Origin of the sequence: Kitasatospora sp. NPDC004723, from assembly GCF_040609255.1 — a bacterium.
Taxonomy (GTDB): Bacteria; Actinomycetota; Actinomycetes; order Streptomycetales; family Streptomycetaceae; genus Kitasatospora.
The window spans coordinates 52,630-78,002 of record NZ_JBEXJT010000007.1; the positions used below are offsets into that span (position 1 = coordinate 52,630).

Consider the following 25,373-nt stretch of genomic DNA (forward strand, 5'->3'; position numbering starts at 1 on the left):
GTCAGCTGTCATCCGTCAGCCGCCCACCGACCACCCCGTCTGGAGAACCCACCCCATGAGCGACGCCCCCGCCAACCCCTTCGACGGCGACGGCGAGTTCCTCGCGCTCGTCAACGACCAGGGCCAGCACTCGCTCTGGCCGGCCTTCGCCGCCGTCCCGGCCGGCTGGGCCGTCGCCCACGGGCCGTGCGAGCGCGCCGCCGCCCTCGACTGGATCACCGCCCACTGGACCGACCTCAATCCGGCCCGATGAGCCAGGCGGACACCCAGCCCGGCCCGGCCCCCGCCCAGCCTCCCGGGCCCGCCGACGCCCCGGCGGCGCGCCCGCTGTTCGCCGGGCGCCTCGCCGTGGTGCTCGTCTATACGGCCGCGATGTGCATGAACGGCCTGGACTCGACGATCGTCAACCCGGCCCTGTTCACCATCGCGGGTGACTTCGGCCGCCCGGTCTCCGCGGCCAACGCCGTGGAGACCGCCTTCCTGGTCGGTCTCGCCGTCGGCCTCCCGGTGGCCGGCTGGCTCGGAGACCGCTTCGGCGTGCGCCGGGTCTTCCTCGGCTCGCTCGCCGTCTTCACCCTGGCCAGCGCGCTGTGTGCGGCCGCGCCCGGCCTCGGTGCGCTCACCGCCGCCCGCGCCGTGCAGGGCGTGGCGGGCGGCCTGCTCACCCCGGTCGGCATGACCCTGCTGTTCCGGGCGTTCGAGCCGCACGAGCGGGCGGGCCTCGGCAAGGTGCTGATCGTGCCGACCGCGCTGATGCCCGCACTCGGCCCGCCGCTCGGCGGCCTCCTCACCGAACACCTCTCCTGGCACTGGCTGTTCCTGGTCAACGTGCCGATCGGGGTGGCGGCGGTGCTCACCGGCCTGTTCGGCCTGCGCGACCGGGAGGAGCCGCCGGCCGGCGGCTTCGACACCACCGGCTTCCTGCTCGCCACCCCCGGCCTGGGCCTGCTCACCTACGCGCTCGGCTTCGGCCCCGCGCACGGCTGGGGCTCACCGGCGGTGGCGGCGTCCGGGGTCCTCGGTGTGCTGCTGCTCGGCCTCGCCGTCCGTCACCAACTCCGCGCCGAGGAGCCGCTGGTGGACCTCCGGCTGCTCGCCGACCGGTCCTTCGGCGCGGCCAGTTGGCTGGCGCTGCTGACCGCCGCCGGCCTGATGGGCGCGCTGTTCGCCTTCCCGCTGCTCCATCAGGCGGCGCTCGGCGCCTCCGCGCTGGACGCGGGCCTGAGCGTCTTCCCGGAGGCGATCGGCCTGATGGCCGCCTCGCAGGTGGTCGACCGGCTGCTGCCGAGGCTGGGCCCGCGCCTGCTCGCACGGCCCGCCCTGCTGCTGGCGGCGCTGGTGCTGGCCGCGCTGGCGGTGCCCGGCGTCGGCGAGAACGCCTGGGCCGTGCGGGCGCTGATGTTCGGTGTCGGCCTGATCCTGGGCACCGCCGTGCTGACCGTGCAGATCGCCGGGTTCGCCGATGTGCCGCCGCCCGCGATGGGCCGCGCGATGGGCCTGTTCACCATCGTCCGCACGCTCGGCGGCGCCTTCGGCATCGCGGGAGCGGCGGCCCTCATCGGCGCCTTGTCCGAGGACGGCACCCACGCCAGCGACCCCGGCCCCTACCGGATCGCCCTGCTGGCCACGGCCGCCGCCGTCGCCCTCGGCGCCCTGGTCGCGGCGCGCCTCCCGAAGGAGGCTCCGGGCCCCCCGCCGCTGGACTGACGACCCCGCACGACCGACGGCCCGCCGAGCCCCCGCCCGGCGGGCCGTCGTTTCGCCCCGCCGCCCCGCCGCCCCGCCGTCCTGTCCCACCGTTCCTCCCCGCCCGCCCCCGGCCGCGCGCTCAGAACTCCTTGACCAGCCGCCGGTGCCCCGGCCCCCACCGGTAGCCGAGGGCCGTGTTCACCGCGACCATCGGCACGTTCGCGGCCTCGACCTCGGTGCTGACCGTCCGCACACCGTGGTCGGCGAGGTGGCGGGCGGCGTGCAGTTTGAGGGCCCGCGCCAGCCCCCGGCCCCGCCAGGCGCGCAGCACCCCGGTGTAGTGGATGTGGCAGGCGTGCGGGTCCGGGACGGCGTGCACCACGGTGACGCCGACGATGCGGCCCGTGCACTCGACGGTGAACACCCAGTCGGGCCGGCCGCCGGGCGCGCCCAGGGCTTCGGCACGCCACTGCTCGAACTCCGGTAGCGAGTCGACGAATCCCGGGTTGTCCCGCAGGGTCTCCCGGTAGAGGTGGTGGAGCTGCCGTTCGGGCTCGGGCGCGGTGGTGGTGGCGAGCGTGCCGAGCACCATGCCGGGCGGTGCCTGCGGGGCGGGCAGGTGCGGCCCGACGGCGGCCACGGCCGAGCGGATGTGCGCGTCCATCCGGTAGCCCCGGCCGAGCAGCAGGGCGGCCAGGTCCGCCGGGCACGTCCCGTGGCTGTGCCCGGATGCCCCGTGCCCGGATGCCCCGTGCCCGTCCGGGAACTCGCCGAGCAGCCGGGATGCGCCGGCCCCGCGCGCCCAGCGCTCCAGTCCGTCGTAGAGCGGCAGCAGCCAGGCCGGCGCGCGGCCGGGCGCGCTGACGGCGAGCGAGGCGAGGTCACCGGGCGGTGTCCAGGGCGCGCGCCAGGCGGTGGCGAAGGCGAGCAGGTCCCCGGACGGCCCGGGGTGCACCAGCCGCACCCGCCCGTGCCCGGTGAGCCGTCCCCGGTGGTCGGTGGAGAGCGCGTCCGCGTCCGGCAACGCCGCGTCCCGCTCCCGGAGTTCGGCCGCCGTCACGGGCGCGGGCCCCTCGGCCGACAGCAGCTCGGCCAGCGCGGGGTAGTCGACGGCGGGCAGGAAGGGGCGGATCACCGGAGGTCACCGAGAAGGGATGAGTCCATCACATGTGACACCGTACTGATCCCCGGTCGGCCCCGCCGGGCTTTTTCCGGAAGCACCCCGCCGCCCCGGGACGGTCACTCGACGGGGTGGTGAAAGCCCGAATCCCCGGCGGGCCGGGCGCGGTGGGCAGTACGGTGCCCGCATGACCGTGCTCGTCCGCCGTCGTCACATCGACTTCGGCCGCATCCACTCCACCGGCTGTCCGGTCATCGTCTGATCGTTCGATCGCCCGGCCCGTCCGGCCGCGCCGTCACACGGGGCGGCGCCGCCGAGGCCGTCGTCCACCCCGCCGGGGAGCGCCGGCGACGAGTGCGCGCACCCGGAAGGTTCACGCCCTCCGCGCACCCGCATGCCCGCGCGCACCCCGGTCCACCACGATCCGACCGCACCGAAGGGACAGCCGTCCACCATGACCGACACCGCCACCGACCACTACCTGCGCAACAACGCCGACTACGCCACGGCCTTCGACGGGCCGCTCCCGCTCCCGCCGGCCCGCCGCACGGCCGTCCTGGCCTGCATGGACGCCCGGCTCAACGTCTACGGCGCGCTCGGCCTCGCCGAGGGCGACTCGCACGTGATCCGCAACGCCGGCGGCGTGGCGACCGACGACGCGATCCGCTCGCTGGCGATCAGCCAGCGGCTGCTCGGCACGCGGGAGATCATCCTCATCCACCACACCGACTGCGGCATGCTCACCTTCGGCGACGACGCCTTCCGCGAGTCGATCCGCGAGGAGACCGGCGTCAAGCCCCCGTGGGCCGCGGAGGCCTTCGCCGACGTGGAGACGGACGTCCGGCAGTCGGCCGCCCGGATCCGCACCAGCCCCTTCGTCCCGCACCGGACCTCGGTGCGCGGCTTCGTCTTCGACGTCGCGACCGGACTCCTCAAGGAGGTCGTGCTCTGAGCGGCGGGCCCGGGTGCGGTCGGCGCCGCTCCCGGGCCCCGGTCCTCAGCGGCCCTGCGGCGCGGCCGTGCCCAGCAGGTGCACCAGGCCGTCGGCCAGGCCGCCGCGCCAGCAGGCGTAGTCGTGGCCGCCGTTGAACTCGCGGTAGGCGAGGTCGTAGCCGCGCGCGGTCAGCACGTCGCGCAGATGACGGTTCTGGGTGAGCAGCATCCACTCCTGGAGCCCGACCTCCACCCAGAACCGGGCGCCGACCTGTTCGGTGTCCGCGAACTGCCTGGTCAGCCACTCGCTGCCGCCGTCGTACTCGGTGCCGTCCGGCCACCAGAACGAGCCGGACTGCGAGAGCGCGTTGCCGAACCGGGCCGGGCGGCGGAAGGCGGCGAAGGCCGCCGTCAGTCCGCCCGCGCTCTGTCCGGCGATTACGGTCCGGGCCGGGTCGGCGGTGGCGCGGTGCTCGGCGGCGGCCCAGGGCAGGATCCGGTCGGCGAGCAGGTCGACGAAGTCCGGGTTGCAGCTGAGGTCGTCCGGCCGGCCGGGGCCCATGGTGTGGACGAGCAGGGCGACGGTCGGCGGGACGAGACCCTCGGCCGTCAGGTTGTCCAGGGTGTCGCCGAACGACAGCACCTCGCCCCACATCTCGCCGTCCAGCAGGACCAGCACCGGGTACGGTCCGGCGTCGACGCGGTGCCCGGCGGGCAGGTGCACGTCGATCCGCCGCCCGGCCGCCTCGGCGCGCACGGTGCGGCCGCGGGGCACGTCGGCGCGCCGCGCCGTGTACGGCTGGGCGGGTGCCTCCGGCAGGGCGAGCACCGAGGAGGGGTGGCGTCCGTCGCGGGCGGGCAGCAGCGCCCCGGTGCCCAGCGGGTCGGGGCGGGCGCCGTCCAGGACCCGCAGCCAGTCGGCCCGCCGGGTGCCGGGGAGGGCGCCGCGCACCGGGTACAGCTGGTAGGACGCCCGGTGGTCGGCGCGCAGCCGGTAGGTGCGCGACCAGCCGCCGGCCCGGCGTTCCATCAGGTGCGGGGTGAGGTCGCCGGCGTGCCGGTCCTTGTCGGTGACGGTGTGGACGAGCGCGAGCACGCCGTCGTACGGCGGCCCGTCCGGCTCGTCGCGCAGCACGAAGGTCACCTGCCGGTAGGCCGGGTCGTCGGGGTCGGGATCGACCAGCGGTGCGCCCTCGGCGGCCACCCGGTCCCAGAACTCGTCGCCCATCGTGGTCCGTTCGTTCGGCACGGGAAGAACTCCTCAACGGTCAGGCGGGGTTGCCCTTGCGGCCGAGCAACACCCAGAGCAGGAAGGGGCCGCCGAGCACCGTGGTGACGATGCCCACCGGGATCTCGACGCCGGAGATCAGCACCCGGCCGAGGGTGTCGGCCAGGACGATCAGCACCGCGCCGACGAGCGCCGAGCCGAGCACCGGCACCCGGGCCGGGCCGGCCAGCCGTCCGGCGACCACCGGCGCGGCCAGCGCGACGAAGCCGACCGGTCCGCAGGCGCCGACGGCGAGGCCGGCCAGCGCCACCGCGAGCAGCAGGCAGACCAGCCGGACCCGGCCGGGGTCGACGCCCAGCGAGGAGGCGACGTTGTCGTCGAACCGCAGCACGGCCAGCCGGCGGGCCACCACCAGGGCGAGCGGCACCAGCACGGCGAGGCCGATCAGCACCGGCGTGGCCACCGCGTAGTCCCGGCCGTTGAGGCTGCCGGAGGTCCAGACGTACAGCGAGGTGGCCGAGCTGAGCGAACGCCGGGCCATCGCCACCTGGATGACGGCGGAGGCGAGCGCCGACATGGCCAGGCCCACCACCAGCACCCGGTAGCCGCGCGCGCCGAGCCCGCCGGAGACCACGGTGACCACGGCGACGGCGGCCAGCGCGCCGATCGGCCCGGCCCACCAGGCGCCGAACGCGCCGGAGGCGGTGACGGAGATCAGCACGGCGGCGGTGGCGCCGTCGTTGACGCCGAGCAGTTCGGGGGTGGCGAGCCGGTTGCGGGCCAGCGTCTGGGTGAGGCAGCCGGCCAGGCCGAGCGCGGCGCCGGCGGCGAGGCCCGCGACGATCCGCCCGAGCCGGAACTTCTGCACCAGCAGCACGTCCAGGCGCTCCCCGTAGCCGAGGACGGCCTGGAAGGTGCGGCCGAGGCCGAGTTCGCTCTGCCCGGCGTGCGCGGAGACCACCACGGCGGCCAGCAGCGCCGCGGCCAGGCCGAGCGCGGCCAGCGCGGAGCGGCGGGGGAGCAGCACCGACAGCGCGCCGCGCCGGATCACTAGGTCGGGCCGGGGCGCCTTCTCCTCGGTGTGGCCGTGGCGGCCGGAGGATTCGGCGGGCGCGGTGTCGGTCATGCCGAGTGCGGCGGTCCTGCGGGAGCGGACGATGGCGATCAGGGCGGGCGCGCCGATCAGCGCGACGATCACCGACACCGGGGCCTCGAACGGCCGGGCCACCACCCGGGCGAGCACGTCGGCGCCGGTCAGCACGGCGGCGCCGACGAGTCCGGCGAGCAGAGTGAGCCGGCCGACCCGGGGCCCGGCGACGGCGCGGGCCAGGAAGCCGGCGAGCAGGCCGAGGAAGGAGATCGGACCGGCGAGGGCGACGGCGGAGGCGGTGAGCAGGGTGACGGCGAGGGCGACGGCGGCCCGGGTGGAGCCGGGGCGGTGGCCGAGGCCGCGGGCGAGGTCGTCGCCGAGCGCGAGCGCGGACAGCGGCCGGGTGGTGAGCAGGGCGACCGCGAAGCCGAAGCCGAGCACCGGGGCGAGCTGGCGCAGCGTCGTCCAGCCCTCCACGCCGGCCAGTGAGCCGAGCACCCAGACCCGGTAGCGGTCGTACGCCTCGGGGGAGTTGACGATCAGCACGCCGGTCAGGCCGCCGAAGGTGGCGCCGACGGCGGAGCCGCCGAGCACGAGCCGCATCGGGGAGCCGCCGCCCCGGCTGCCGGCGATGGCCAGGACCAGCCCGCTGGCGAGCACGGCGCCACCGAAGGCGAAGGCGAGGTAGCCGTAGGAGGTCTGCACGCCGAGGACGGCGATGCCGAGCACGACGCCGAGCGAGGCGCCGGCGTTGACGCCGAGCAGGCCGGTCTCGGCGAGCGGGTTGCGGGTGACGGCCTGCAGTTGCGCGCCGGCCACGCCGAGGGCGGCGCCGACCAGCAGGGCGGTCAGCGTGCGGGGCAGGCGCAGGTCGCCGACGACGAGTGCGAGCCGGCTGTCGGCGCGGGCGCCGTCGGTGTCGAGCAGGTAGTCCAGCACCCGGCCGGGGCCGACCTCGCCGGCGCCGACGGACAGGGAGAGCGCGGTGAGCGCGAGCAGGGCGGCGAGGATGCCGCCGACGGCGGCCCAGGAGGTGCGGCGCGACCGCTGGGCCGCCGGCGGGGCGGGGGCGGGGGGATCCGCGTCGGCCGCCTCGGCGGTACCCACTTGCGACAATGTCATAAGGTAAGGCTAACCTAATGGTGATCGCGGTCGGACGGGTGTCCGACCCTGCGTCGGATCCGTCCGGATCGTCCAGGTGCGCGGCGCCGCAGCGCAGTTCCACCGATCCACCGTCCGCACCGCCCGTCTGCAACACCCCTGCCCGGAGGCCCCCATGTCGACCCCGTCGACCCCCCAGAGCCCGTTCGACCTCGCCCGCCGCCGTGCGGTCCAGGTGCTGGCCGCCACCGGGGCGGCCACGCTCCTGCTCGTCGGCTGCGGCTCGTCGGGCTCCTCCGACAAGGGTTCCTCCGGCGCGGGCTCCTCCAGCACCGGCTCCCCCTCGGAGCAGGGCTCGCCGTCCACCGCCGCCACCGCCGCGGGCAGCCCGGCCGCCGACGCGGCCGGCGGCAAGCGGACCGTCAAGGACGCCACCGGCACGGCCGTCGAGATCCCCGCCGAGCCCAAGCGCATCGTCACCCTCACTCAGGAGGACCTCGACGCGGTGCTCGCCCTCGGCCTCAAGCCGGCCGGCATCACCAACGGACAGGGCCTCAACGAGCCGCCGGCGTACCTGAAGGACAAGGTCCAGGGCGTCCCGGTGGTCGGCAATCTGCTGCAGCCCGTCATGGACAAGGTGATCGCCGCCAAGCCCGACCTGATCCTGGCCGGCGACATGCAGGACCAGCAGGTGCTCAAGCAGCTGCGCGAGATCACCCCGGCCACCCTGGTCACGATGGCCCCGACCGACGACTGGAAGCTCTCCTTCCGCGGCATCGGAAACGCCGTCAACAAGCTCGACCAGGCCAACAAGGTGATCGCCGACTACGACGCCAAGGCCGCCAGGACCGGCGGCGAGCTCGGCGAGAACAAGGGCAAGGCCGTCTCCATCGTCCGCTGGAACCCGACCGGCCCCAGCTGGATGGAGAAGAAGCAGTTCGCCAGCGGTGTCGCCCTCGACATGGGCCTGACCCGCCCGCAGGCCCAGGACAAGGACGGCAACGCCCACACCCCGGCGCTGAGCCTGGAGAAGATCAACGAGATCGACGGCGACTGGCTGTTCCTCTCCACCCTCACCGACGACGGCAAGGCCGCGCTGAAGGACGTCCAGTCCAAGCCCGCCTACCAGGAGCTGAACGCGGTGAAGAACAACCACACCGTGACCGTCGACGGCTCGGTCTGGTCCACCCGCGGCGGCCCGCTGGCGGCCGACGCGGTGATCGGCGACATCGCCAAGGCGCTCGGCGCCAAGTGACCGCCGGCGGCGGGTGCCCCTCCGTGCGGGGTGTCCGCCGCCCGGTCCGTCTCCCCTCCCAAGCGAAGGAAACCGCCATGGAGTTGACGGTCGAGGGCCTCACGGCCGGGTACGGCCCCGGGCGTCCGGTGCTGGGCGGCGTGGACCTCACCGTGCCCGGCGGGCAGGTGGTGGCGATCGTCGGCCCCAACGGCTGCGGCAAGTCCACCCTGCTGCGCTCGATCGCCCGCCTCCACCGGCCCGACTCCGGGCGGGTGCTGGTCGGCGGCGAGGACGTCTGGAAGCTGCGGCCCCGCCAGGCCGCCCACCGGGTCGCGCTGCTGCCGCAGAGCCCGCAGGCCCCGGAGGCGGTCACCGTCGCCGGGCTGGTCCGCTACGGCCGCCACCCGCACCAGGGGCTGTTCCGGCAGTGGTCGGCCGACGACGAGCGGCTCACCGCCGGGGCGCTGCGGGCCACCGGCGTCGAGGAGTTCGCCGACCGCCGGCTCGACCGGCTCTCCGGCGGCCAGCGGCAGCGCTGCTGGCTGGCCATGGTGCTCGCCCAGGACGCCCCCGTCGTGCTGCTCGACGAGCCGACCAGCGCCCTCGACCTCGGCCACGCGGTGGAGGTGCTGGAGCTGGTCCGCGAGGTCGCGGCGGCCGGGCGCACCGTCGTCATGGTGCTGCACGACCTCGCGGCGGCGGCCCGCTACGCCGATGTGGTGGTGGCGATGCGCGGCGGCGAGGTGATCGCCTGCGGTGCGCCGCGCGAGGTGGTGGACGCGCCGCTGGTGCGGGCGCTGTACGACGTGGACAGCGATGTGCTCGCGGCCCCCGGGGACGGCGCGCCGGTGATCGTCCCGCGCGCCGGGACCCGGTCGGCCGCCTCGCGGATCGGCTGACGCGCGCCTCTCCCGGGGTGCCGGAGTCCCTCGAACGGTCGTGCGGGCGCGGCGGGTTGCGATCGGCGCCGGGCCGGGTGTGGTCTGCTGGACGGGCGTCCGCCGGACGTCCGTTCCGTCGCCGCGTCCGCCCCCCGCCGTCCCCCGGGAGAGGTCACCGATGCCCCGTCGTTCCGCCGCACTGTTCGCCGCCCTCGCCGTCGTGCTCGGCCCGGCCGTCACCGTCGGCTGCTCCTCGGCCGCCGCCCCCGAGTCCGCCGTCGCGCCGTCCGTCCCGGCCTCGGCGCCCACCTCGCCCGCCGAACCCGCGCCCACGACCTCGGCCGCTGCCCCTACCCCGCCCCCGGCGCCGTCCCCGACCCCGGGTGCCGCCGTCTCGGTGGACGTCTCGGGCACCGTCACCGACGGTCTGGCCTCCCCGTGGGGCCTGGCCGTCCTGCCGGACGGCGACCTGCTGGTCTCCGAACGCGACGACGCCCGGATCCTGCGCGTCTCGGCGAAGGACGGCACGAAGACCGTGGCCGGCACCGTCCCCGGCGTCACCGCCGGCGGCGAGGGCGGCCTGCTCGGCCTCGCCCTGTCGCCCGGCTTCGCCTCCGACCACCGGGTCTACGCCTACTACTCCACCGCCTCCGACAACCGCATCGCCCGCCTCGACTACGACCCCGCCCGCCCGGCCGGCTCCCAACTCGGCGAGCCGGTGGTGCTGTTGGCCGGGATCCCGCACGGGAGCCGGCATAACGGCGGACGGATCGCCTTCGGCCCGGACGGTCTGCTGTACGCCGGAACCGGCGACGCGAGCGAACCCCCGCTCGCCCAGGACCGCGACTCCCTCGGCGGCAAGATTCTCCGCCTCGCCCCGGACGGCGCCCCCGCCCCCGGCAACCCGTTCCCGGGCTCGCCGGTCTGGTCGCTCGGTCACCGCAACGTCCAGGGCCTGGCCTGGGACCCGCAAGGACGGCTCTGGGCCTCGGAGTTCGGCCAGGACACCTGGGACGAGCTGAACCTGATCACCCCCGGCGGCAACTACGGCTGGCCGACCGTGGAGGGCGCCGCCGGCCGGCCGGGCCTCGTCGACCCGGTCGCCCAGTGGCACCCCGCCGACGCCTCCCCGAGCGGCATCGCCTACGCCGCCGGGGGCGTCTGGATGGCCGCCCTGCACGGCGCGCGGCTCTGGCGCGTCCCGCTGGACGGCGACCGGCCCGCCGCCCCGCCCATGGACTTCCTCTCCGGCGCGTACGGCCGCCTGCGCGCCGTGGTGGCCGACCGGGACGGCACCCTGCTGCTGCTCACCGACAACACCGACGGCCGCGGCGATCCGCGCCCCGGTGACGACCGGATCCTGCGGCTGACCGTCAAACGGACGTGATCCCGACCGGCATTGGATCACCCGTTCGAGCGGTTTGAGGTCGGCCCAGAACCGCCGCCCGGCCTTCCTACCGTTCAGTACCCCTCCCCGCGGGCCGCGTTGTCAGTGTGTCCCGTTACGTTCCTTCCATCACTGACCAGCTGGGAGGAGAGCGGCCGTGGCGTGGGTGGAAACGGGAACGGGCGGTTACCAAGTCGCCTTCGACGAGGAGGGCAGGGTGGTCTGCCGCAACGCGGCCGGCCGCCTGCTGAAGGCCGTCCCGCCGAAGCTGAACGACGACCCGGTGGTCGTCGGCCTCAAGCAGCTCACCGAGTGGCTGGAGGCGCACCGGCGCGGCTGCCTGGAGACCGTCGAGCGGTGGATGGTCCGCTCGCTGCCCGTGCCCGCCGCCGTGGTCACCGCCGTCTGGGCGGACGAGGCCTGGCAGGAGGTCCTGCGCGACCTGGTGGTCACCGGACCGGACGGCGCCGTCGCCGGCTTCCTGCGCGGCGCCGACGCCGAGCGCGGCCTCGGCCTGGTCGACCTCGACGGGGACACCGTCCGCCTGACCGACGGCGAACTGCGCATACCCCACCCGGTCCTGCTGGAGGACCTCGACGAGCTGCGCGAGTTCGCCGTCGAACTCGGCGTCTCCCAGCAGGTCCAGCAGCTGTACCGGGAGGTCTGGCACCGGCCCGGCGACACCGCCGGCACCGAGGTCAGCACCTACGCCGGCGGCCACTACGCCGCGCTGCGCGACCTGCTCGGCCGCTGCGCCCGGCTCGGCTACCGGGTCCGCGGCGGACACGCCGTGCTGCCCGTCGTCGAGGACGGCCTCGCCCTGGAGGCCCGGGTCTGGGTCGGCGACTACTACGAGTACGACGAGTGCGAGACGGGCGCGCTCAGCTGGACCGGCCCGGACGGCAAGGTCCTGCCGCTGGCCGAGGTCGGACCGGTCGCCTGGTCCGAGGGGATGCGGATGGCCGCCGCACTGTACGCCGGCCGCACGATCGAAGGGGAGGAAGCCGCATGAGCACCACCACCGGACCCGACCGCACCACCGGTGCACCCGGCGGCGACGCCGCCCGCCGCGAGCGGCTGCTGGAGGCCGGGGCGATCCTCGCCCCCGGCGCCCTGTCCGGCGTCGGCACCCCCGACAGCGCCGCCGACGTCCTCACCGCCCGCGGCTACGCCCACCCCGCCCTGGGCGATCGCCGGATCGTGCGCCTGGTGCCCGGCGCGCTCGGCCCCGCCGAGGACGCCGCCGTCGACTTCCTCGGACTCGCCCCCGCCGCCGAGCCGGTCGAGGTCGGCCAGGTCCGCCAGGAGGCGCTCGGCTTCCCCGCCTGGGCGCTCGTCAACGACCCGGCCAACGGCCACCACGCGCTCGCCCTGGTCAAGGAGATGGAGCGGCTCGCCCGCCAGGCCAAGTCCAAGCCCGGCAACGCCAAGGACGGGTTCGACGCGCTGGCCGTGCGGCTCGGCCGCGCCGTCCCGCACTTCCTGCCCACCTACTGCGAGCAGGTCGGCCGGATCTTCCTCGAACAGGGCAACCAGAGCTACGCCAGCACCTTCTTCGGCAAGGCCCGCGAGGCCGAGCGCACCCACAACCTCGCCGTCGACGAGGAGCGGCTGCGCGCCGTCTTCCTGGAGTTCGCGCTGGCCGGCGCGCTCAGCGTCAAGGCGCTGCGCCAGTACGTCAAGGAACTGAGCGGCCGGCTCGACCCGCTGACCGCCTGGCAGCGGTTCCGCCAGCTGTGCACCGAGCGCTCCGCCGCCGGCATGGCCCCCTACGCCGGGGTCGCCGAGGACGCCCGCGCCCTGCTCAAGGCCGCCGAGCTGGACCGCGACGAGCACGAGCGGGAGCTGATCGCCGAACTGCTGGCCTCACCCGCCGTCAACCGGGCCCCCGGCGCCTTCTGGAAGGTCTGGCACGGCGCGATCGTCGCCCTCGGGCAGCGCGACGACACGGTCCGCGCCCGGCTGCTGGAGCTCATGCCCGACCCGCCCGGCAACAACGACGCCGACGTCCAGGACGTCGCCTGGCTCGCCCTGCTCGCCGAGAGCGGCGCCGAGCGGCTGCTCACCGACCCGCCCGCCGCGGCCGCGGACGGCGCCGCGGCCCCCGAGCCGGCCGCCGCCTGGCTGCAGCGCTGGACCAACCACCTCGGCCGCGGCTGGCGCGACCGGGGCCTGAACGCCGACACCCTCGGCCTGGTCGACCGCATGCTGGAGCGGCTGCGTGCCGAGGCCGTGCCGGTCGACCTCCTCACCGGGGTGCGCCGCAGCGCCACCCAGATCGAACTCCTCGACCTGCTGCTCGCGCAGGGCGTCCCGGTCGCCGACCCGGACGACGGCTACAGCTTCCTCCTCCAGCAGTGGGTCGCCTCCTCCTCGGCGGACGGCCGCACCCTGGCGGCCGTCGCCGCCGACCCCCGCTTCCGGCCGGCGCTGCGCGCCGCCGTCCCTCCGGTCTGGGACACCGTCGACAGCCGCGGCCTGGCCGCCCGGCCGGTGCTGCGCGAGCTGTTCGTCGAGTGGTCCGACGCCCGCGTCGACGAACTGGTGGCCGTCCGCGGTCTGGAGAGCGCGACGGCGGCGGTGCGCGAGCTCAGTGCCCACCGCACCGGCATCCGCGACGAGAACCCGGCCGCCGCCCGGCGTGTCGCCGACCTCGACGTGGCCGGGCTGCTGGCCGGCGCCCTGCGCGGCGGCATCCTCGACGAGCTCGCCTGGCCGGCCCTGGAGGAGGCGCTCGACAAGCTCGGCGCCGAGTACGGAGAGGCCCCCGGTTACGGCGCCGGACGCGCCCACCCCAAGGGGCTGGTGCTGCAGGAGGCCTGGCCGAACCTGGTGCTCGCCCGCGGCAACCAGGTCGTCGTCGCCGGGCCGCAGGGCATCGTGCTCGAACACACCCTGCGCATCCCCGACAAGCTGGAGAGCCACCAGCACCCGCACTTCCGCTTCGCCGACGGCGAACTGCTGGTCGTCTGGTTCCACGACGGCAAGCAGCACGCCTACTGGTCCGGCCGGCCCGCCGAGACCTTCGTCCTCGGCGGCGAGAGCGTCGCCCGCTACTACGGCGGCAACGACGAGATCGCGATGCCGAGCCTGCCGCTGCCCGGCGGCGGCCGCACCGGCGGCCACCGCCCGCTGCACGTCGGCGACACCTTCATGTCCGACCAGGACCACGTCCTCGCCGACGGCACCGGCCACTGGACCGCCCGCTGGACCCGCGGCGGCAACGTGCTGCACGAACTCGACGCCGCCACCGGCACCCTGGGCCGCGCCTCCGAGCCGCCGCGGATCGCCGCGAGCGCCGCCGCGGGCCGCCTCGACCTCGGCCGGACCCGGCTGCTGCCGCTGCTGCCCGGCCTGGAGGCCACCCCGCTGGGCACCGACGGCACCGTGCTCGGAAGCTGGCCACGGGTCGACACCCTCAAGGTCACCACCGGTACCGCCGACGGCACCACGCTCGTCGCCGACCAGGCCGGGCAGCAGTCGCCGACGTACCCGTGCGGCCTGCTCACCCTGCCCGGCGGCGGCGGCCGGCCGGTCGTCCAGTCCGGCGTCGGCCACCACCTCGGCCTCGCCCTGCCCGCCGCGCACTCCGCGGCGGACGGCACCGTCGCCGCGGACCCGACCGGCTACACCGCCGACTTCGAACCCGGCCGCCCCGGCGGCCTGGACGCTGCGGGCACCCCCGTCGTGGTCCCGCTCGCCTTCTGGCACGCCCTGCGCCCGCGCGACGAGCAGGGCTCGACGGTGCTGCGCGCCGTCACCGACGAGCAGGCCGCCCGCCTCATCGACGCCGCCTGGCCGGCCGATGCCCAGCCCGTGCCCGCCGCGCAGCAGCGCTGGATCACCGTCCAGGGCGTCCGCCGCCCCGTCGTCAGCGGCGGCAAGGCCGTCGAGGAGCTCCCGCTCGACGCCGTCGCACAGGTCCTGCCGGGCATCGGCCACCGGCAGCTGGTGGCCGGCGTCGCCGGCCTCGCCCGCACCGCCGCGAAGCTGCTCGACTCGATCGCCCGCTACCTGCCGCAGCCCGAGAACGACGGCCGCACCACCGACTCCTCGAGCGCCCCCGAGTTCGCCCACCGGCCCGAGTACGGCACCGACTACGAGCTCAGCGAGGCGGTCACCCTGCTGCTGCCCGGGACCGGCGGCTTCGGCCGCTCCTGGGACCGCAGCGCCAACTACCGCGTCCTCAACAACCTCCGCACGGTCACCGCCGTCCTCGCCGATCCCCCGGCGGCCGACGGCGACGGCTGGAGCACCCCGCACCAGGTCCAGCTGCACGGCGACGACAACCACCACGGCTGGCTGCACGTGCTCGGCAACCTCGGCGCCCTCGCCTACGCGGCCGCCGCCCCGCTCACCTCCGCCGAGCACCGTGCCTCGCTCGGCCTGCTGCTCTCCGAGTTCACCACCGGGCCGCTCGCCGACCGCGGCGCCACCGTGCGCGAACTCCTGCTCACCGAGCCGCTCACCGACCCGAACGCCACCGAGGGCAAGCACGAGGTCCGGGCCGGCCAGGTCTGGCGGCACGGCGGGCGCACCGTCGTCATCCTCGGCTGCCGCCACCACCAGGACGACAAGGTGGTCTGGCTCGCCGTCGACCACGACCCGAGCGGCGCCTTCGGCCCGGTCGCCCACTTCGGTACCGCCAGGGAGCGCGGCACCGAGGACACCGTCACCGGCACGTGGCTCAGCGAGTTCACCGCTCAGCTCGCCCTGCACGGCGCCATCACCCACCGCGCCGAGCGTGCCGCCGACTTCGGCGAGCGCACCGGCATCGGCGCCGTCCGCTCCACCCTGCTGCTGAGCCCCACCAGCACCCTCTTCCAGTGGTACGGCGCGCCGCTGCCCGCCACCGCGCTCAAGGAGTACGGCCTCAAGTCCGCCGAGGCCAAGGCCGCCCGCGACTGGCTGCGCGGGCGCGAGCGGTCCGTCCTCGGAGAGGTCTGGGCGGCCCTGCTGCCCGCCGACCCGCAGGACCTCTGGACCACCGGCCCGGACAGCGCCGCCGGCGCCGCCCGCTGGACGCAGCGCCTCGGCCGGATCGTCACCCTGTCCGACGAGGACCAGGCCGCCGTCAGCGGCACCAGCATCCAGAACGTCGAAGAGGTGCTGAACCACGCGGTCACCCCGTGGCTCAGCCGCACCACCCGTCAGCGGCTGCGCGCCGAAGAGGGGGAGGCGGGCACGACCGGCCTGCTGCCCGACGACGCGGACGCCCTGCCGGACTACAGCAACCCGTCGGAGTTCGTCGACGCCCTCGCCTGGCTCGCCTACCGGCTGCCCTGGAACAGCCCGCTGCGCGCGCTGCTCGCCCCGGCCGTCCAGGCGCTGCGCACCCGCCTGGCCGACCCCGGGCTGATGCTCGCCTTCGACCTGCGCCGCAACAGCAAGGGCGAACCGCTGGCCGCCGTCCTGCGCACCCGCTACGGCCTGCCCGCCGAGGGTGGTGCCGACGCCGACGGACTGGTGCGCTGCGGCGAGGTCGTGGTGCTGTCGCCCTCCCGCGGCGGGGCGGAGCACATCTGGTGGCGCCCGGCGGGCGTGAGCGGGCCGCAGGACCCGACGCTGGACCTGCTCGCCGGCCTGGCCGAGAGCTACTGGCTCGCCCGTCAGCGGACCGTTCTCGCCGCCCTCCTGGACGGAACCCTGGACCGCCTGGTCACTCTGCCGGACCTCCCCGGCACGGCCGACGCGGAAGGCGGCACCAAGGCCGGTACCAAGGCCGGTGCCAAGGCCGAGACCGACGCCGAGGTCGAGGTCTGGCCCCACCACCCGCTGCTCACGGTGCCGGAGCTGGTCACCGAGGTCGCCAAGACCCACGAGCTGGGGGAGGACGCCGCCGTGGTCTACCTCCAGCTGCTCGCCCTGCCCGACCCGACCGACCGCAACGTCGCCCGCTGGACGGGCTGGAAGCCGGCCCGGCTGAAGAAGGCGCGCGCCGAACTCCTGGCCTCCGGGCTGGTCGTGGAGGCCAAGCGGGCCCGCGCCGGGCGCAGCCTCTTCCTCCCCTGCGGCTGGCAGGAGGCCAAGGCCCCCGGCCTGCCCGTCGAGACCTGGAAGGCAGGCCTCTACGCCCTGCCCACCCACCACGCGGCACTGCCGCAGCTGTCCGTCCCGGAGCTGTTCACCCGGGCCTGGCAGCGCGTCACCGACGGGGACGCCCCCGGCTTCGAAGAGCTCCAGACCGGCAAGCGCAGGAAGGCCCGCCGATGACCACCACGGCCACCACCACCGCGACCACCACCGCGACCGCCGGTGCCGCCGGCACCGTCGGCGCTCCGCCCGGGTCCGCCGCCCGGCAGATCGTCCTGCCGGAGGAGAAGTACGCCGCCGAGCTGGACTTCCTCGCCGCGCACGACTCGGGCCCGCGCCCGCCCGGCTGGCGGCTCACCCCGCGCGCTGTGGTCACCTTCGTGATGGGCAGCGGCGGCGAGAAGCTCAAGGCCGGCCGGAAGAGCCTGGCGATCGAGCAGAAGTTCGTCGGCGAGCGGGCCCTGGTCGAACGCTGCGTCGTCACCCTCGCCGGCGAGCGCGGCCTGCTGCTCGTCGGCGAGCCCGGCACCGCGAAGTCGATGCTCTCCGAACTCCTCGCCGCCGCCGTCTGCGGCACCAGCGCGCTCACCGTCCAGGGCACCGCCGGCACCACCGAGGACCAGCTCAAGTACGGCTGGAACTACGCCCTGCTGCTCGCCAAGGGCCCCAGCCGCGACGCCCTGGTGCCCTCCCCGGTGCTCACCGCGATGACCACCGGCGCGGTCGCCCGCGTCGAGGAGGTCACCCGGTGCCTGCCCGAGGTCCAGGACGCCCTGGTCTCGCTGCTCTCCGAGCGGCGGATCGCCGTCCCCGAACTCGCCGGCACCCCCGACGGCCAGCTGCACGCCGTCCCCGGGTTCACCCTGATCGCCACCGCCAACCTGCGCGACAAGGGCGTCAGCGAGATGTCCGCCGCCCTCAAGCGACGGTTCAACTTCGAGACGGTCGGCCCGATCGGCAGCCTCGCCGCGGAGGTGGACCTGGTCCGCCGCCAGTCCACCGCCGCCGTGGCCCGAGCCGGAGCCGCCTACGCGGTGGACGACGCGGTGCTGGAGGCCCTGGTCACGGCCTTCCGCGACCTGCGCACCGGCCGCTCCACCGAGGGCTGGGACGTCGAGCGTCCCTCCACCGTGATGAGCACCGCCGAGGCCGTGTCGGTGGCCACCGCCCTCGGCGTCACCGCCGCCTACCTGCCCGACGGCGGCGACCTGCTCGGCCGCCTCCCCGGGCAGCTCATCGGCGTGGTGCGCAAGGACGACCCCGCCGACGCCGCCCGGCTGCTCGGCTACTGGGACGGCCCGGTCCGCCGCCGCGCCGAACAGGGCGCCGCCACCTGGCGCACCCTGTGGGACCTGCGCTCCGCCCTGGAGCACTGAGCCCGCGGCCGGCCCGGCGCCCCCGGTGGGCGCCGGGCCGGCCGACCCCCGTCTCCGACGCCGAACCTCCGCACCTCCGAACTTCCGAACTTCCGACCTTCCACCGAGAGGTGAACACATGAGCAGCGCGGTGCCGCCCGGCGGGGCGGGCCCCGGCCTCGACGACCCGCGCGGGACGGTCGAGGCCCAGGCCGCCCGACTGGCCGCGTCCGGCCTCGACACGCCCGGCCCCTACCTGATCGGGGTGCGCCACCACGCGCCCTCGCTCAGCGCCGTCGTGCCCGCGCTGCTCGACGCCGCCGCGCCCGAGGTGCTCCTGGTCGAGCTGCCCGCCGAGTTCCAGCCCTGGCTCGACCTGCTCGCCGACGACGCCACCAGGGCCCCGGTCGCCCTCGCCGCCGCGCCCGCCGCCGACCGCTCGGACGAGCGCGCCGACGGCATCGGTGCCGAGGCCGGCCCCGGTCTCGCCTTCTACCCGTTCGCCGACTTCTCGCCCGAACTCGCCGCCCTGCGCTGGGCCCGCCGCCACGGCGTCGAGACCATCGCCTGCGACCTGCCGCTCGCCGTCCGCGACCGCAGCACCGGACGCGAGCGCACCGGCCCCGAGACCCGCCCCGATGCCCGCCCCGGTGTCGCCGACGCGCTGCGCCACCGCCTCACCGGCCGCGACGACGAGGACCTCTGGGACCGCCTCGTCGAGACCGCCGCCCCCGGCTCCACGCCGGAGGCCGTCCGGCGCGCCGCGCTGCTGGTCGGCTGGGCGCTGCGCCGCGATGCCGAGGACGGCCCCGGCGTCGACCCGTACGACCTGCGGCGCGAGGCCTGGATGCGCGAGCGCATCCGGGAGGCGGGCGCGGGCGGGCGCCGGGTCGCCGCCGTCATCGGCGCCTTCCACGCCCCCGCGCTCACCCAGCACGCGCCCGCCGAGCCCGCCGGACCGACCGACCCCGCCGAGCCCGCCGACGGGTCGGCCCCGGACGCCCGTCACGTGGTCTCCCTCATCCCGTACACCTACCCCCTCCTCGACGCCCGCTCCGGCTACCCCGCCGGCATCCGCGACCCCGAGTGGCAGCACACGGTGCTCGACGCCGCCGGCGATCCGGACCGGCTCGCCGAGGCGCTCGTCCGCACCGCCGTGCGCATCTGCGAGGCCCTGCGCGCCCAGGACCACCCCTCCGGCCCGGCCGACGCCCGCGAGATCGTCCGGCTCGCCGGCGACCTCGCCCGGCTGCGCGCCCTCGCGGCCCCCGGGCGCGGCGAACTCGTCGAGGCGGTGCAGACCGTCCTCGCCCAGGGCGAGCCCCTCGGACGCGGCCGGGCGGTGGCCCGCGCCCTGGAGAAGGTCCTGGTCGGCACCCGCACCGGCGAGCCCACCCCGGCCGCCCCGCGCAGCGGCCTCGGCCCCGCCGTCGAGCGGCTGCTCGCCGACCTCGGCCTCCCTGGTCCCGGGGACACCGCAGAGCCGGTGCCGCGCGAACTCCGCCTCGATCCGCTCCGCTCACCGCTCGACCGACGCCGCGAACTCCTGCTCAACCGCCTCACCGCCTGCGGCGTCCCCTACGCCGAACCCGTCGAGACCACCGGCGCGGGCGGCACCGAGACCCTCACCACCCGCTGGCGCGTTCGCTGGACCCCGGCCGTCGCCGCCATGCTGACCGTGGCCGGCACCCGGGGCGTCACCCCGGCCCAGGCGGCCGAGGGAGCCCTGCGGGAACGGCTGCGCCGCGAACAGCAGGCGGACGGTCCCACCGCCCGGGAGGTGCTCCGCGGCCTGGCCGACGCCGCCGCCTGCGGCCTCCCCGCCCTCACCGACACCCGTCTCACCCAGCTCACCGCCGTCCTCCCGGCGAGCGGCACCCTCCCCGACCTGCTCGACGGGCTCGCCCTCCTCGACCGCCTCACCGCCACCCACCAGCCCTCGGCGCCCGCCGACCCGGTCTCCGCCCATGCGGCCCCGGGGGCGCCGGCCACGACGTCGCCCGCCGGTGGACCGGCGGTCGCCGCACCGCAGGGCGAGGCGTCCGCCGCTGCCGATCCGGTTCTCGGCGCGCTCGCGGCGGCGGCCGAGGTCGTGACGGTGGCGGCGGTGCGGCAGCTGGAGGGGCTCGGCGGATCGGACGACGCGGACGACGCCCGGGCGCTGGTGGAGCTGGCGCGGCGGGCGGACCTCTCCGGAGGCATCCGGCTCCGCCACGTGATGGCCGAACTCGCCGACGGCGGAAGCCCGTTGGTGCGCGGCGCGGCCGGGGCGGTGCGGGTGCTGCTCCGGCAGGAGGAACCGGCGGTGTTCGGCGACCGGGCCGCCTCCTGGGTGGACGGCGCCACCGGCCCCGACGCCCGGCACGCCCTCGGACGCTCCCTCGTCGGACTGCTGACAGCCGCCGAAGGACTGTTCTCGACCGCCCCCGGGGTGCTCGAACCGGTGCTGGAGAGGGTGGTCACGCTCTCCGACAGCGCCTTCCTGGACCGCCTGCCGGCGCTGCGCGGCGGGTTCGACACGCTGAGCCCGGCCGCCCGCGACCGGCTGCTGCAGCTGGTCGAGGAACGTCTGGGCACCCGCCTGGAGACGCTTCCCGAGGAGGTGCCGCCCGCGCTGCTCGCCGACTGGTCCCGCGCCGACCTGGCCGCCCGCGCCGCGCTCGCCCGCCGTGGGCTGCTCCCGGCCCTCCTCCCGGCGCCCACCGCCGAGGTCCCGGACCCCGCTCCCGCCCCCGCCCCCGCCCGCACCGGGACGGACACCCGGACCCACGCCCTGAGCCCGGCCGAGCGCTGGCGGCTGCTGCTCGGCCGACCGGGCAGCGGCGGTCTCGGCGGCCGGGCCGCCCGCCTGGCGACCGCGCTCGACGAGCTCTACGGCACCGGACAGGGCGAGGGCTCCGGCCCCGGCCTGGAGGGCCGGGGCGGTGCGGGCGGCAACCGGGGCGGGCGCGAGGCGCCGTACCCGGGTGTGCGCGAGTGGTCCGAGGAGCTGACCGCCCTGTTCGGGCCGGGCCTGCGGGAGGAGGTGCTGGCGGCGGCCGTCGCCCAGGGCCGGGGCGACGCCCTGGAGGCGATCGACCCGGGCGCCGTCCGCCCGTCGGTCGACCTGCTGCGCACCGTTCTGGAGCACGCGGGCGGCCTGCCCGAGGCCCGGTTGGCGGGGCTGCGTCCGCTGGTCCGGCGCCTGGTCGACGAGTTGAGCCGGGAGCTGGCGACCAGGCTGCGCCCGGCGCTCACCGGGATCAGCGTGCCGCGCCCGAGCCGCCGCCCGGGCGGCGGCCTGGACCTGCACCGGACCATCCGGGCCAACCTCGCCACCGCCCGCCCGGCCGACCCCGCCGGCAGTCCGTCCGCCGGCGGCCCGTCCGGTGGCGAACCGGGCGGCATGATGATCGTTCCGGAGCGCCCGGTCTTCCGGACCAGGGCCCGTCAGGCGTCCGACTGGCGGCTGATCCTGGTGGTGGACGTCTCCGGCTCGATGGAGGCGTCGACGGTCTGGGCGGCGCTGACGGCGTCGATCCTGGCCGGGGTGCCCTCGCTGAGCACGCACTTCGTCGCCTTCTCCACCGAGGTGGTCGACCTGACCGACCGGGTGGCGGACCCGCTGGGCCTGCTCCTGGAGGTCCGGATCGGCGGCGGCACGGACATCGCGGGGGGCCTGCGGTACGCGCGGAGCCTGGTGACCGTGCCGTCCCGCACGCTGATCGCGGTGGTCAGCGACTTCGAGGAGGGCGGCCCGGTCGGCGGGCTGCTCGCGCAGACCCGGGCGCTGGTCGGTTCCGGCTGCCACCTGCTGGGCTGCGCGGCCCTGGACGACACCGGGACGGCCCGGTACTCGAAGGCGGTCGCGGGCCAGCTGGTCGCGGCCGGGATGCCGGTGGCGGCACTCAGCCCGCTCGAACTGGCCCGCTGGGTGGGGGAGAAGGTCCGATGACGGAGGTGGCAGGGGCAGTGACGGGAACAGGGACCGGGACGGGGCCGGGCGGGCAGTGGCCGGCGGTCCGGCCCGAGGTGGTCGCCGAGGTGGTGGCCGGGCTGTCGGCGCGGCTGCAGAAGCGGCTGGACGGCGCCGCGGCCAAGCTGGCCGAGCGACCGGTGGAGCGCACCGGCGAGGACTGGCGGATCGCCGTCGACGAGGAGGCGGTGCTCGTCCTGCACGCACCGGGCGGGGTCGTCGCCGACCAGGCGGACGTGCGCTGCGGCTGCCTGCTGGCGCCCGCCTGCGTGCACCGGGCCGCGGCGGTCACGGTCTGCCCGCTCGCCGACGACGAACCGCCGGCCGACGCGGACACCGCACCGGACGAGGCCCCGACCGTCCCGTCCCCGGCTGCGGACTCCCCGTCGGACCCGTCGGACCCGTCGGCTCCGTCCGGGCCCGCCCGCCCGGCCGAGGACCTGCCCGCCGGAGCCGGGCCCACCGAAGCCCGGTCCAGTGAGGCCAAGCCCACCGAGGCCCTCACCGCCGTCGAACTGGCCGCCGTTGATCACCTCCACCGGGTGGGCTCCGCCGTGGTGGCGGCGGGCGTGGGGGGCGCGGGCGCGGTGCTGCAGGCGGAACTGCTGCGCGCGGCCCACCGCGCCCGGCTGGCCGGCCTGTACCGGCCGGCCGCCGCCGCGGTGGCGGTGGTCACCAGGATCCGCGCGGCCCGCTCGGGCGAGCCGGACCACCGGCTCGCCGATCTGGTGGCCGGTCTGCGTGAACTCCTCGGCCTCAGCACGGCGCTGGCCCTGGCCGCCACCCCGCGACCGGGCGGGCCGGGCGGGCCGGGCGTTGCGGAGCTGCGCGGCACGGCCCGCCAGGCCTATGCGCCGGCGGGCGGCCTGCGGCTGTACGGGCTGTTCGCCGAGCCGGTGCTGACGGCCACCCACGCCGGTGTGCTCACCTGGGCCGTGGACGCGGGCGGCGGGCTGCACACGATGGCGGAGGTGATGCCGCACACCGACGCCACGGCGGCGGCGCCGCAGGCGGTCGGGGCCGGGAACCGGACGGTGCGGTTGGGGGACGCGATGCTCAGCCACCGCGAGTTCACCCGGGCCGGGCTGGCCGTCCAGGGGGCGACCAGGTCGGCGGCGGGACGGCTCGGGGCGGGCGCCTCGGTCCGGGCGGTCCGCGCGGCGGGCGCGGCCTGGACGGCGGAGCCTCTCGCGCGGCTCTGGGCCGAGCCCCCGGCCGCCCAGGTGGCGCGGGCGCTTGCGGCGGGGGCGGTGCCGCCGGAGGCCCGGCCGGCCGGGAGCGAGTTGCTGTTCCTGGACGTGACGTTGCTCGGTGCGGTGCCGTACGGGCCGGGCGGGGAGCCGCGGCTGCTGGCGGAGAGCGACGGGGTGGTGCTGGCGCTGCGTGCCGCGCACGACCACCCGGGGCTGGCGTACCGGGGCAATCTCGCGCTGCTCGCCACTGCTCCCGGCCTGCGGCTGCGGGTGATCGGCCGGCTGGAGCGCGCGGCCCGTCCCGAACTGCGGCTGCTGGCCATCGGCCTGCCGCCCACGGGCCCCTCCACGACGGGCCCGTCCACGGCGGTCGGATCTACGGCGGTCGGATCCACGACGGCCGCCGACGGCGACGCCGCTACCGCGCACCCGGGGGAGCCTTCCCTCGCGCTGCCCGCCGACCGCTCGGGCCGGGTCAACCTGGGGCTGGAGCGGCTCCAGACGGCGGACCTCACCCTCCCGCCCGCCGGCCCGACCGGTCCCGCGGCACCCGCGGCGTCCGGCGCACCCGCCGGCGGCGAGGCCCCGACGACCCCGGTGCACCTGCTCACCCGCCGGGTGGGCCAGGCGGTGACCGGCGGCCGTGCCGCGCTGGCGCTCGGGTCCCGGGCGGCCGACGGCGACCGGGCCCGGCTGCGGTCGGCCGGACTGGCCACCGGTGCGGCGCTGCTGGACGGGCTGCTCGCCTCGGCGGTCGACCAGTCGCGCGACGTCTTCGGCCGGGTGGTCGCGGACGACCACGGCGCTTTCGCGGCCGCGTGGCTGGCGGCGGCCTGGTACGAGGAGGAACTGGCCTCGGCGCTCTGCGCGACCGTCTGGTCCGGGCCCCAGGACGGGGTTTCGCCGGAGGCGACCACGCATCGGCCATGAGGAGAACTATTTGCACAAGCAGGTAAGCCGCGCCGACTGGCATAATTGAGTCCGGGGGGAGCGCGTTCCACCGGAACCGCACCCCTCCCGACCGGAGCACGACCCGAGCACAACCTGAGCAGAATCCGAGCAGAGAGGGGCGAGCCATGGGAATCCAGGACGACGCCGCCGAGATCCGCGCCGGCGGCTGGCGGACGCTCGCCGCACTGCACGGGCTGATCGACTCGGCGCTGGAGAAGGCGCTGCAGGCGGAGTACCGGCTCTCGGTGGTCGAGTACACGGTGCTGGAGGCGCTGTCGCGACAGGACGGCTGGCACATGCGGATGCAGCAGCTGGCCCGCGCGGCCGCGCTGAGCAGCAGCGCGACCACCCGGCTGGTGAGCCGGCTGGAGGAGCGCGGCCTGCTGAGCCGCTACCTCTGCGCGGACGACCGGCGCGGCATCTACACCGAGCTGACCCCGCAGGGACGCGAACTGCTCGCCGCGGCCCGGCCGTTGCACGACGCGACGCTGGAGGCGACGCTCACCGAGGCCGCCGACCTCCCCGAACTGGCGCCGCTGGTCCGGGCCCTGTACGAGCTGGAGCCGGCCCCGGCGGCCCCGGCCAAGGCCTGACCGCCTCACCCGGGCGCGTCGCCGCGCCGGCGGCGCGCCGGTCTCACCCGTGCGCCGCCAGCGCGTCCCGGTGGACCCGGTCGAGGAGGGCGAGCAGCAGTTCCTTGCTGGAGGCGCGCTCCCGGACGTCGCACAGCACCACGGGCACGCCCGGGTCGAGGTCCAGCGCGCGGCGGACGTCCTCGGGGGCGCAGTCGCGGCGCCCGTAGAAGCAGTTGACGCCGACGGCGAAGGGGATGCCGCGCTGCTCGAAGAAGTCGACGGCGGCGAAGCTGGACTCCAGCCGCCGGGTGTCGGCCAGCACGATGGCGCCGAGCGCGCCGAGCGCCAGGTCGTCCCACATGAACCAGAAGCGGAACTGGCCGGGCGTGCCGAACAGGTAGAGCACCAGGTCCTCGCGGACGGTGATCCGCCCGAAGTCCATCGCCACAGTGGTCGTCGACTTGTCCTGGACGCCGTCGAGGCTGTCGATCCCGATGCTGGCGCGGGTCATCCGCTCCTCGGTCTGCAGCGGCTCGATCTCGCTGACCGAACCGACCATGGTGGTCTTGCCGACGCCGAAGCCGCCGGCGACGAGGATCTTGACCGCGCCCGGCACCAGGCTCTGGGTCGTCACGTCGGGTCTCC

At 76.4% G+C, this 25,373-nt stretch carries 16 protein-coding genes; 12 read left to right on the top strand and 4 right to left on the bottom strand.

Annotated elements, in window-relative coordinates; all coding sequences use genetic code 11:
- Positions 1–55 precede the first annotated feature (55 nt).
- On the top strand, positions 56–253 hold the full coding sequence (locus ABZW10_RS11180) for an MbtH family protein (RefSeq protein WP_355362746.1): 198 nt from the start codon (positions 56–58) through the stop codon (positions 251–253).
- Positions 250–1,707: a DHA2 family efflux MFS transporter permease subunit gene (locus tag ABZW10_RS11185; protein WP_355362748.1), complete on the top strand. Its 1,458-nt coding sequence runs from the start codon at positions 250–252 to the stop codon at positions 1,705–1,707. The genes ABZW10_RS11180 and ABZW10_RS11185 overlap by 4 nt, the downstream gene beginning before the upstream one ends.
- A 121-nt stretch (positions 1,708–1,828) precedes the next feature.
- Here the strand turns inward: ABZW10_RS11185 and ABZW10_RS11190 are convergent, their stop codons facing one another.
- Positions 1,829–2,824, bottom strand: coding sequence for a GNAT family N-acetyltransferase (locus ABZW10_RS11190; protein WP_355362750.1), 996 nt, complete (start codon positions 2,822–2,824; stop codon positions 1,829–1,831).
- Positions 2,825–3,263: 439 nt separating this feature from the next.
- On the opposite strand from ABZW10_RS11190, the gene ABZW10_RS11195 reads away from it, so the two are divergent.
- Entirely contained in the window at positions 3,264–3,761 is a 498-nt protein-coding gene (locus ABZW10_RS11195) for a carbonic anhydrase (RefSeq protein WP_355362752.1), read from the top strand.
- Positions 3,762–3,806: 45 nt separating this feature from the next.
- Here the strand turns inward: ABZW10_RS11195 and fes are convergent, their stop codons facing one another.
- Both fes and fhuB read right to left on the bottom strand, forming a co-directional pair.
- Positions 3,807–4,970, bottom strand: a complete 1,164-nt coding sequence (fes, locus tag ABZW10_RS11200; protein ID WP_355362987.1) for an enterochelin esterase — start codon at positions 4,968–4,970, stop codon at positions 3,807–3,809.
- Positions 4,971–5,010: 40 nt separating this feature from the next.
- On the bottom strand, positions 5,011–7,182 hold the full coding sequence (fhuB, locus tag ABZW10_RS11205) for a Fe(3+)-hydroxamate ABC transporter permease FhuB (protein WP_355362754.1): 2,172 nt from the start codon (positions 7,180–7,182) through the stop codon (positions 5,011–5,013).
- Positions 7,183–7,336: 154 nt separating this feature from the next.
- On the opposite strand from fhuB, the gene ABZW10_RS11210 reads away from it, so the two are divergent.
- The 9 genes from ABZW10_RS11210 to ABZW10_RS11250 all read left to right on the top strand — a co-directional run bounded on the left by ABZW10_RS11210 (position 7,337) and on the right by ABZW10_RS11250 (position 24,746).
- The gene (locus ABZW10_RS11210) at positions 7,337–8,416 is read left to right on the top strand and encodes an ABC transporter substrate-binding protein (RefSeq protein WP_355362756.1); all 1,080 of its coding nucleotides are present in this window, start codon (positions 7,337–7,339) and stop codon (positions 8,414–8,416) included.
- A 77-nt stretch (positions 8,417–8,493) separates the two neighbouring features.
- Complete coding sequence (locus ABZW10_RS11215) at positions 8,494–9,297, top strand: ABC transporter ATP-binding protein (RefSeq protein ID WP_355362758.1); 804 nt, start codon at positions 8,494–8,496, stop codon at positions 9,295–9,297.
- A 160-nt stretch (positions 9,298–9,457) separates the two neighbouring features.
- Positions 9,458–10,666, top strand: coding sequence for a PQQ-dependent sugar dehydrogenase (locus ABZW10_RS11220; RefSeq protein WP_355362760.1), 1,209 nt, complete (start codon positions 9,458–9,460; stop codon positions 10,664–10,666).
- Positions 10,667–10,832: 166 nt separating this feature from the next.
- Complete coding sequence (locus ABZW10_RS11225) at positions 10,833–11,678, top strand: DUF4132 domain-containing protein (protein WP_355362989.1); 846 nt, start codon at positions 10,833–10,835, stop codon at positions 11,676–11,678.
- Positions 11,675–16,879, top strand: coding sequence for a hypothetical protein (locus tag ABZW10_RS11230; protein ID WP_355362762.1), 5,205 nt, complete (start codon positions 11,675–11,677; stop codon positions 16,877–16,879). The genes ABZW10_RS11225 and ABZW10_RS11230 overlap by 4 nt, the downstream gene beginning before the upstream one ends.
- A complete protein-coding gene (locus tag ABZW10_RS11235) occupies positions 16,876–18,075 on the top strand; it encodes an AAA family ATPase (RefSeq protein WP_355362764.1) in 1,200 nt (399 codons plus the stop codon). Before ABZW10_RS11230 ends, ABZW10_RS11235 begins: the two co-directional genes overlap by 4 nt.
- A gap of 118 nt (positions 18,076–18,193) precedes the next feature.
- Positions 18,194–21,988: a DUF5682 family protein gene (locus tag ABZW10_RS11240; RefSeq protein WP_355362766.1), complete on the top strand. Its 3,795-nt coding sequence runs from the start codon at positions 18,194–18,196 to the stop codon at positions 21,986–21,988.
- A 17-nt stretch (positions 21,989–22,005) separates the two neighbouring features.
- Positions 22,006–24,132, top strand: coding sequence for a hypothetical protein (locus tag ABZW10_RS11245; protein ID WP_355362768.1), 2,127 nt, complete (start codon positions 22,006–22,008; stop codon positions 24,130–24,132).
- 146 nt (positions 24,133–24,278) lie between these two features.
- Positions 24,279–24,746, top strand: a complete 468-nt coding sequence (locus ABZW10_RS11250) for a MarR family transcriptional regulator (protein ID WP_355362770.1) — start codon at positions 24,279–24,281, stop codon at positions 24,744–24,746.
- Positions 24,747–24,789: 43 nt separating this feature from the next.
- Here ABZW10_RS11250 and ABZW10_RS11255 read toward each other — a convergent pair whose 3' ends face one another.
- A complete protein-coding gene (locus tag ABZW10_RS11255) occupies positions 24,790–25,362 on the bottom strand; it encodes an ATP/GTP-binding protein (RefSeq protein ID WP_355362772.1) in 573 nt (190 codons plus the stop codon).
- Positions 25,363–25,373: the final 11 nt, after the last annotated feature.

What these genes read in the sequence shown, in the direction of transcription:
- fhuB (WP_355362754.1), bottom strand. Translation starts at nt 7,182, where the DNA reads ATGACATTGTCGCAAGTGGGTACCGCCGAGGCGGCCGACGCGGATCCC.
- ABZW10_RS11185 (WP_355362748.1), top strand. Translation starts at nt 250, where the DNA reads ATGAGCCAGGCGGACACCCAGCCCGGCCCGGCCCCCGCCCAGCCTCCC.
- ABZW10_RS11180 (WP_355362746.1), top strand. Translation starts at nt 56, where the DNA reads ATGAGCGACGCCCCCGCCAACCCCTTCGACGGCGACGGCGAGTTCCTC.
- ABZW10_RS11220 (WP_355362760.1), top strand. Translation starts at nt 9,458, where the DNA reads ATGCCCCGTCGTTCCGCCGCACTGTTCGCCGCCCTCGCCGTCGTGCTC.
- ABZW10_RS11240 (WP_355362766.1), top strand. Translation starts at nt 18,194, where the DNA reads ATGAGCAGCGCGGTGCCGCCCGGCGGGGCGGGCCCCGGCCTCGACGAC.
- ABZW10_RS11230 (WP_355362762.1), top strand. Translation starts at nt 11,675, where the DNA reads ATGAGCACCACCACCGGACCCGACCGCACCACCGGTGCACCCGGCGGC.
- fes (WP_355362987.1), bottom strand. Translation starts at nt 4,970, where the DNA reads ATGGGCGACGAGTTCTGGGACCGGGTGGCCGCCGAGGGCGCACCGCTG.
- ABZW10_RS11215 (WP_355362758.1), top strand. Translation starts at nt 8,494, where the DNA reads ATGGAGTTGACGGTCGAGGGCCTCACGGCCGGGTACGGCCCCGGGCGT.
- ABZW10_RS11210 (WP_355362756.1), top strand. Translation starts at nt 7,337, where the DNA reads ATGTCGACCCCGTCGACCCCCCAGAGCCCGTTCGACCTCGCCCGCCGC.
- ABZW10_RS11250 (WP_355362770.1), top strand. Translation starts at nt 24,279, where the DNA reads ATGGGAATCCAGGACGACGCCGCCGAGATCCGCGCCGGCGGCTGGCGG.
- ABZW10_RS11195 (WP_355362752.1), top strand. Translation starts at nt 3,264, where the DNA reads ATGACCGACACCGCCACCGACCACTACCTGCGCAACAACGCCGACTAC.
- ABZW10_RS11235 (WP_355362764.1), top strand. Translation starts at nt 16,876, where the DNA reads ATGACCACCACGGCCACCACCACCGCGACCACCACCGCGACCGCCGGT.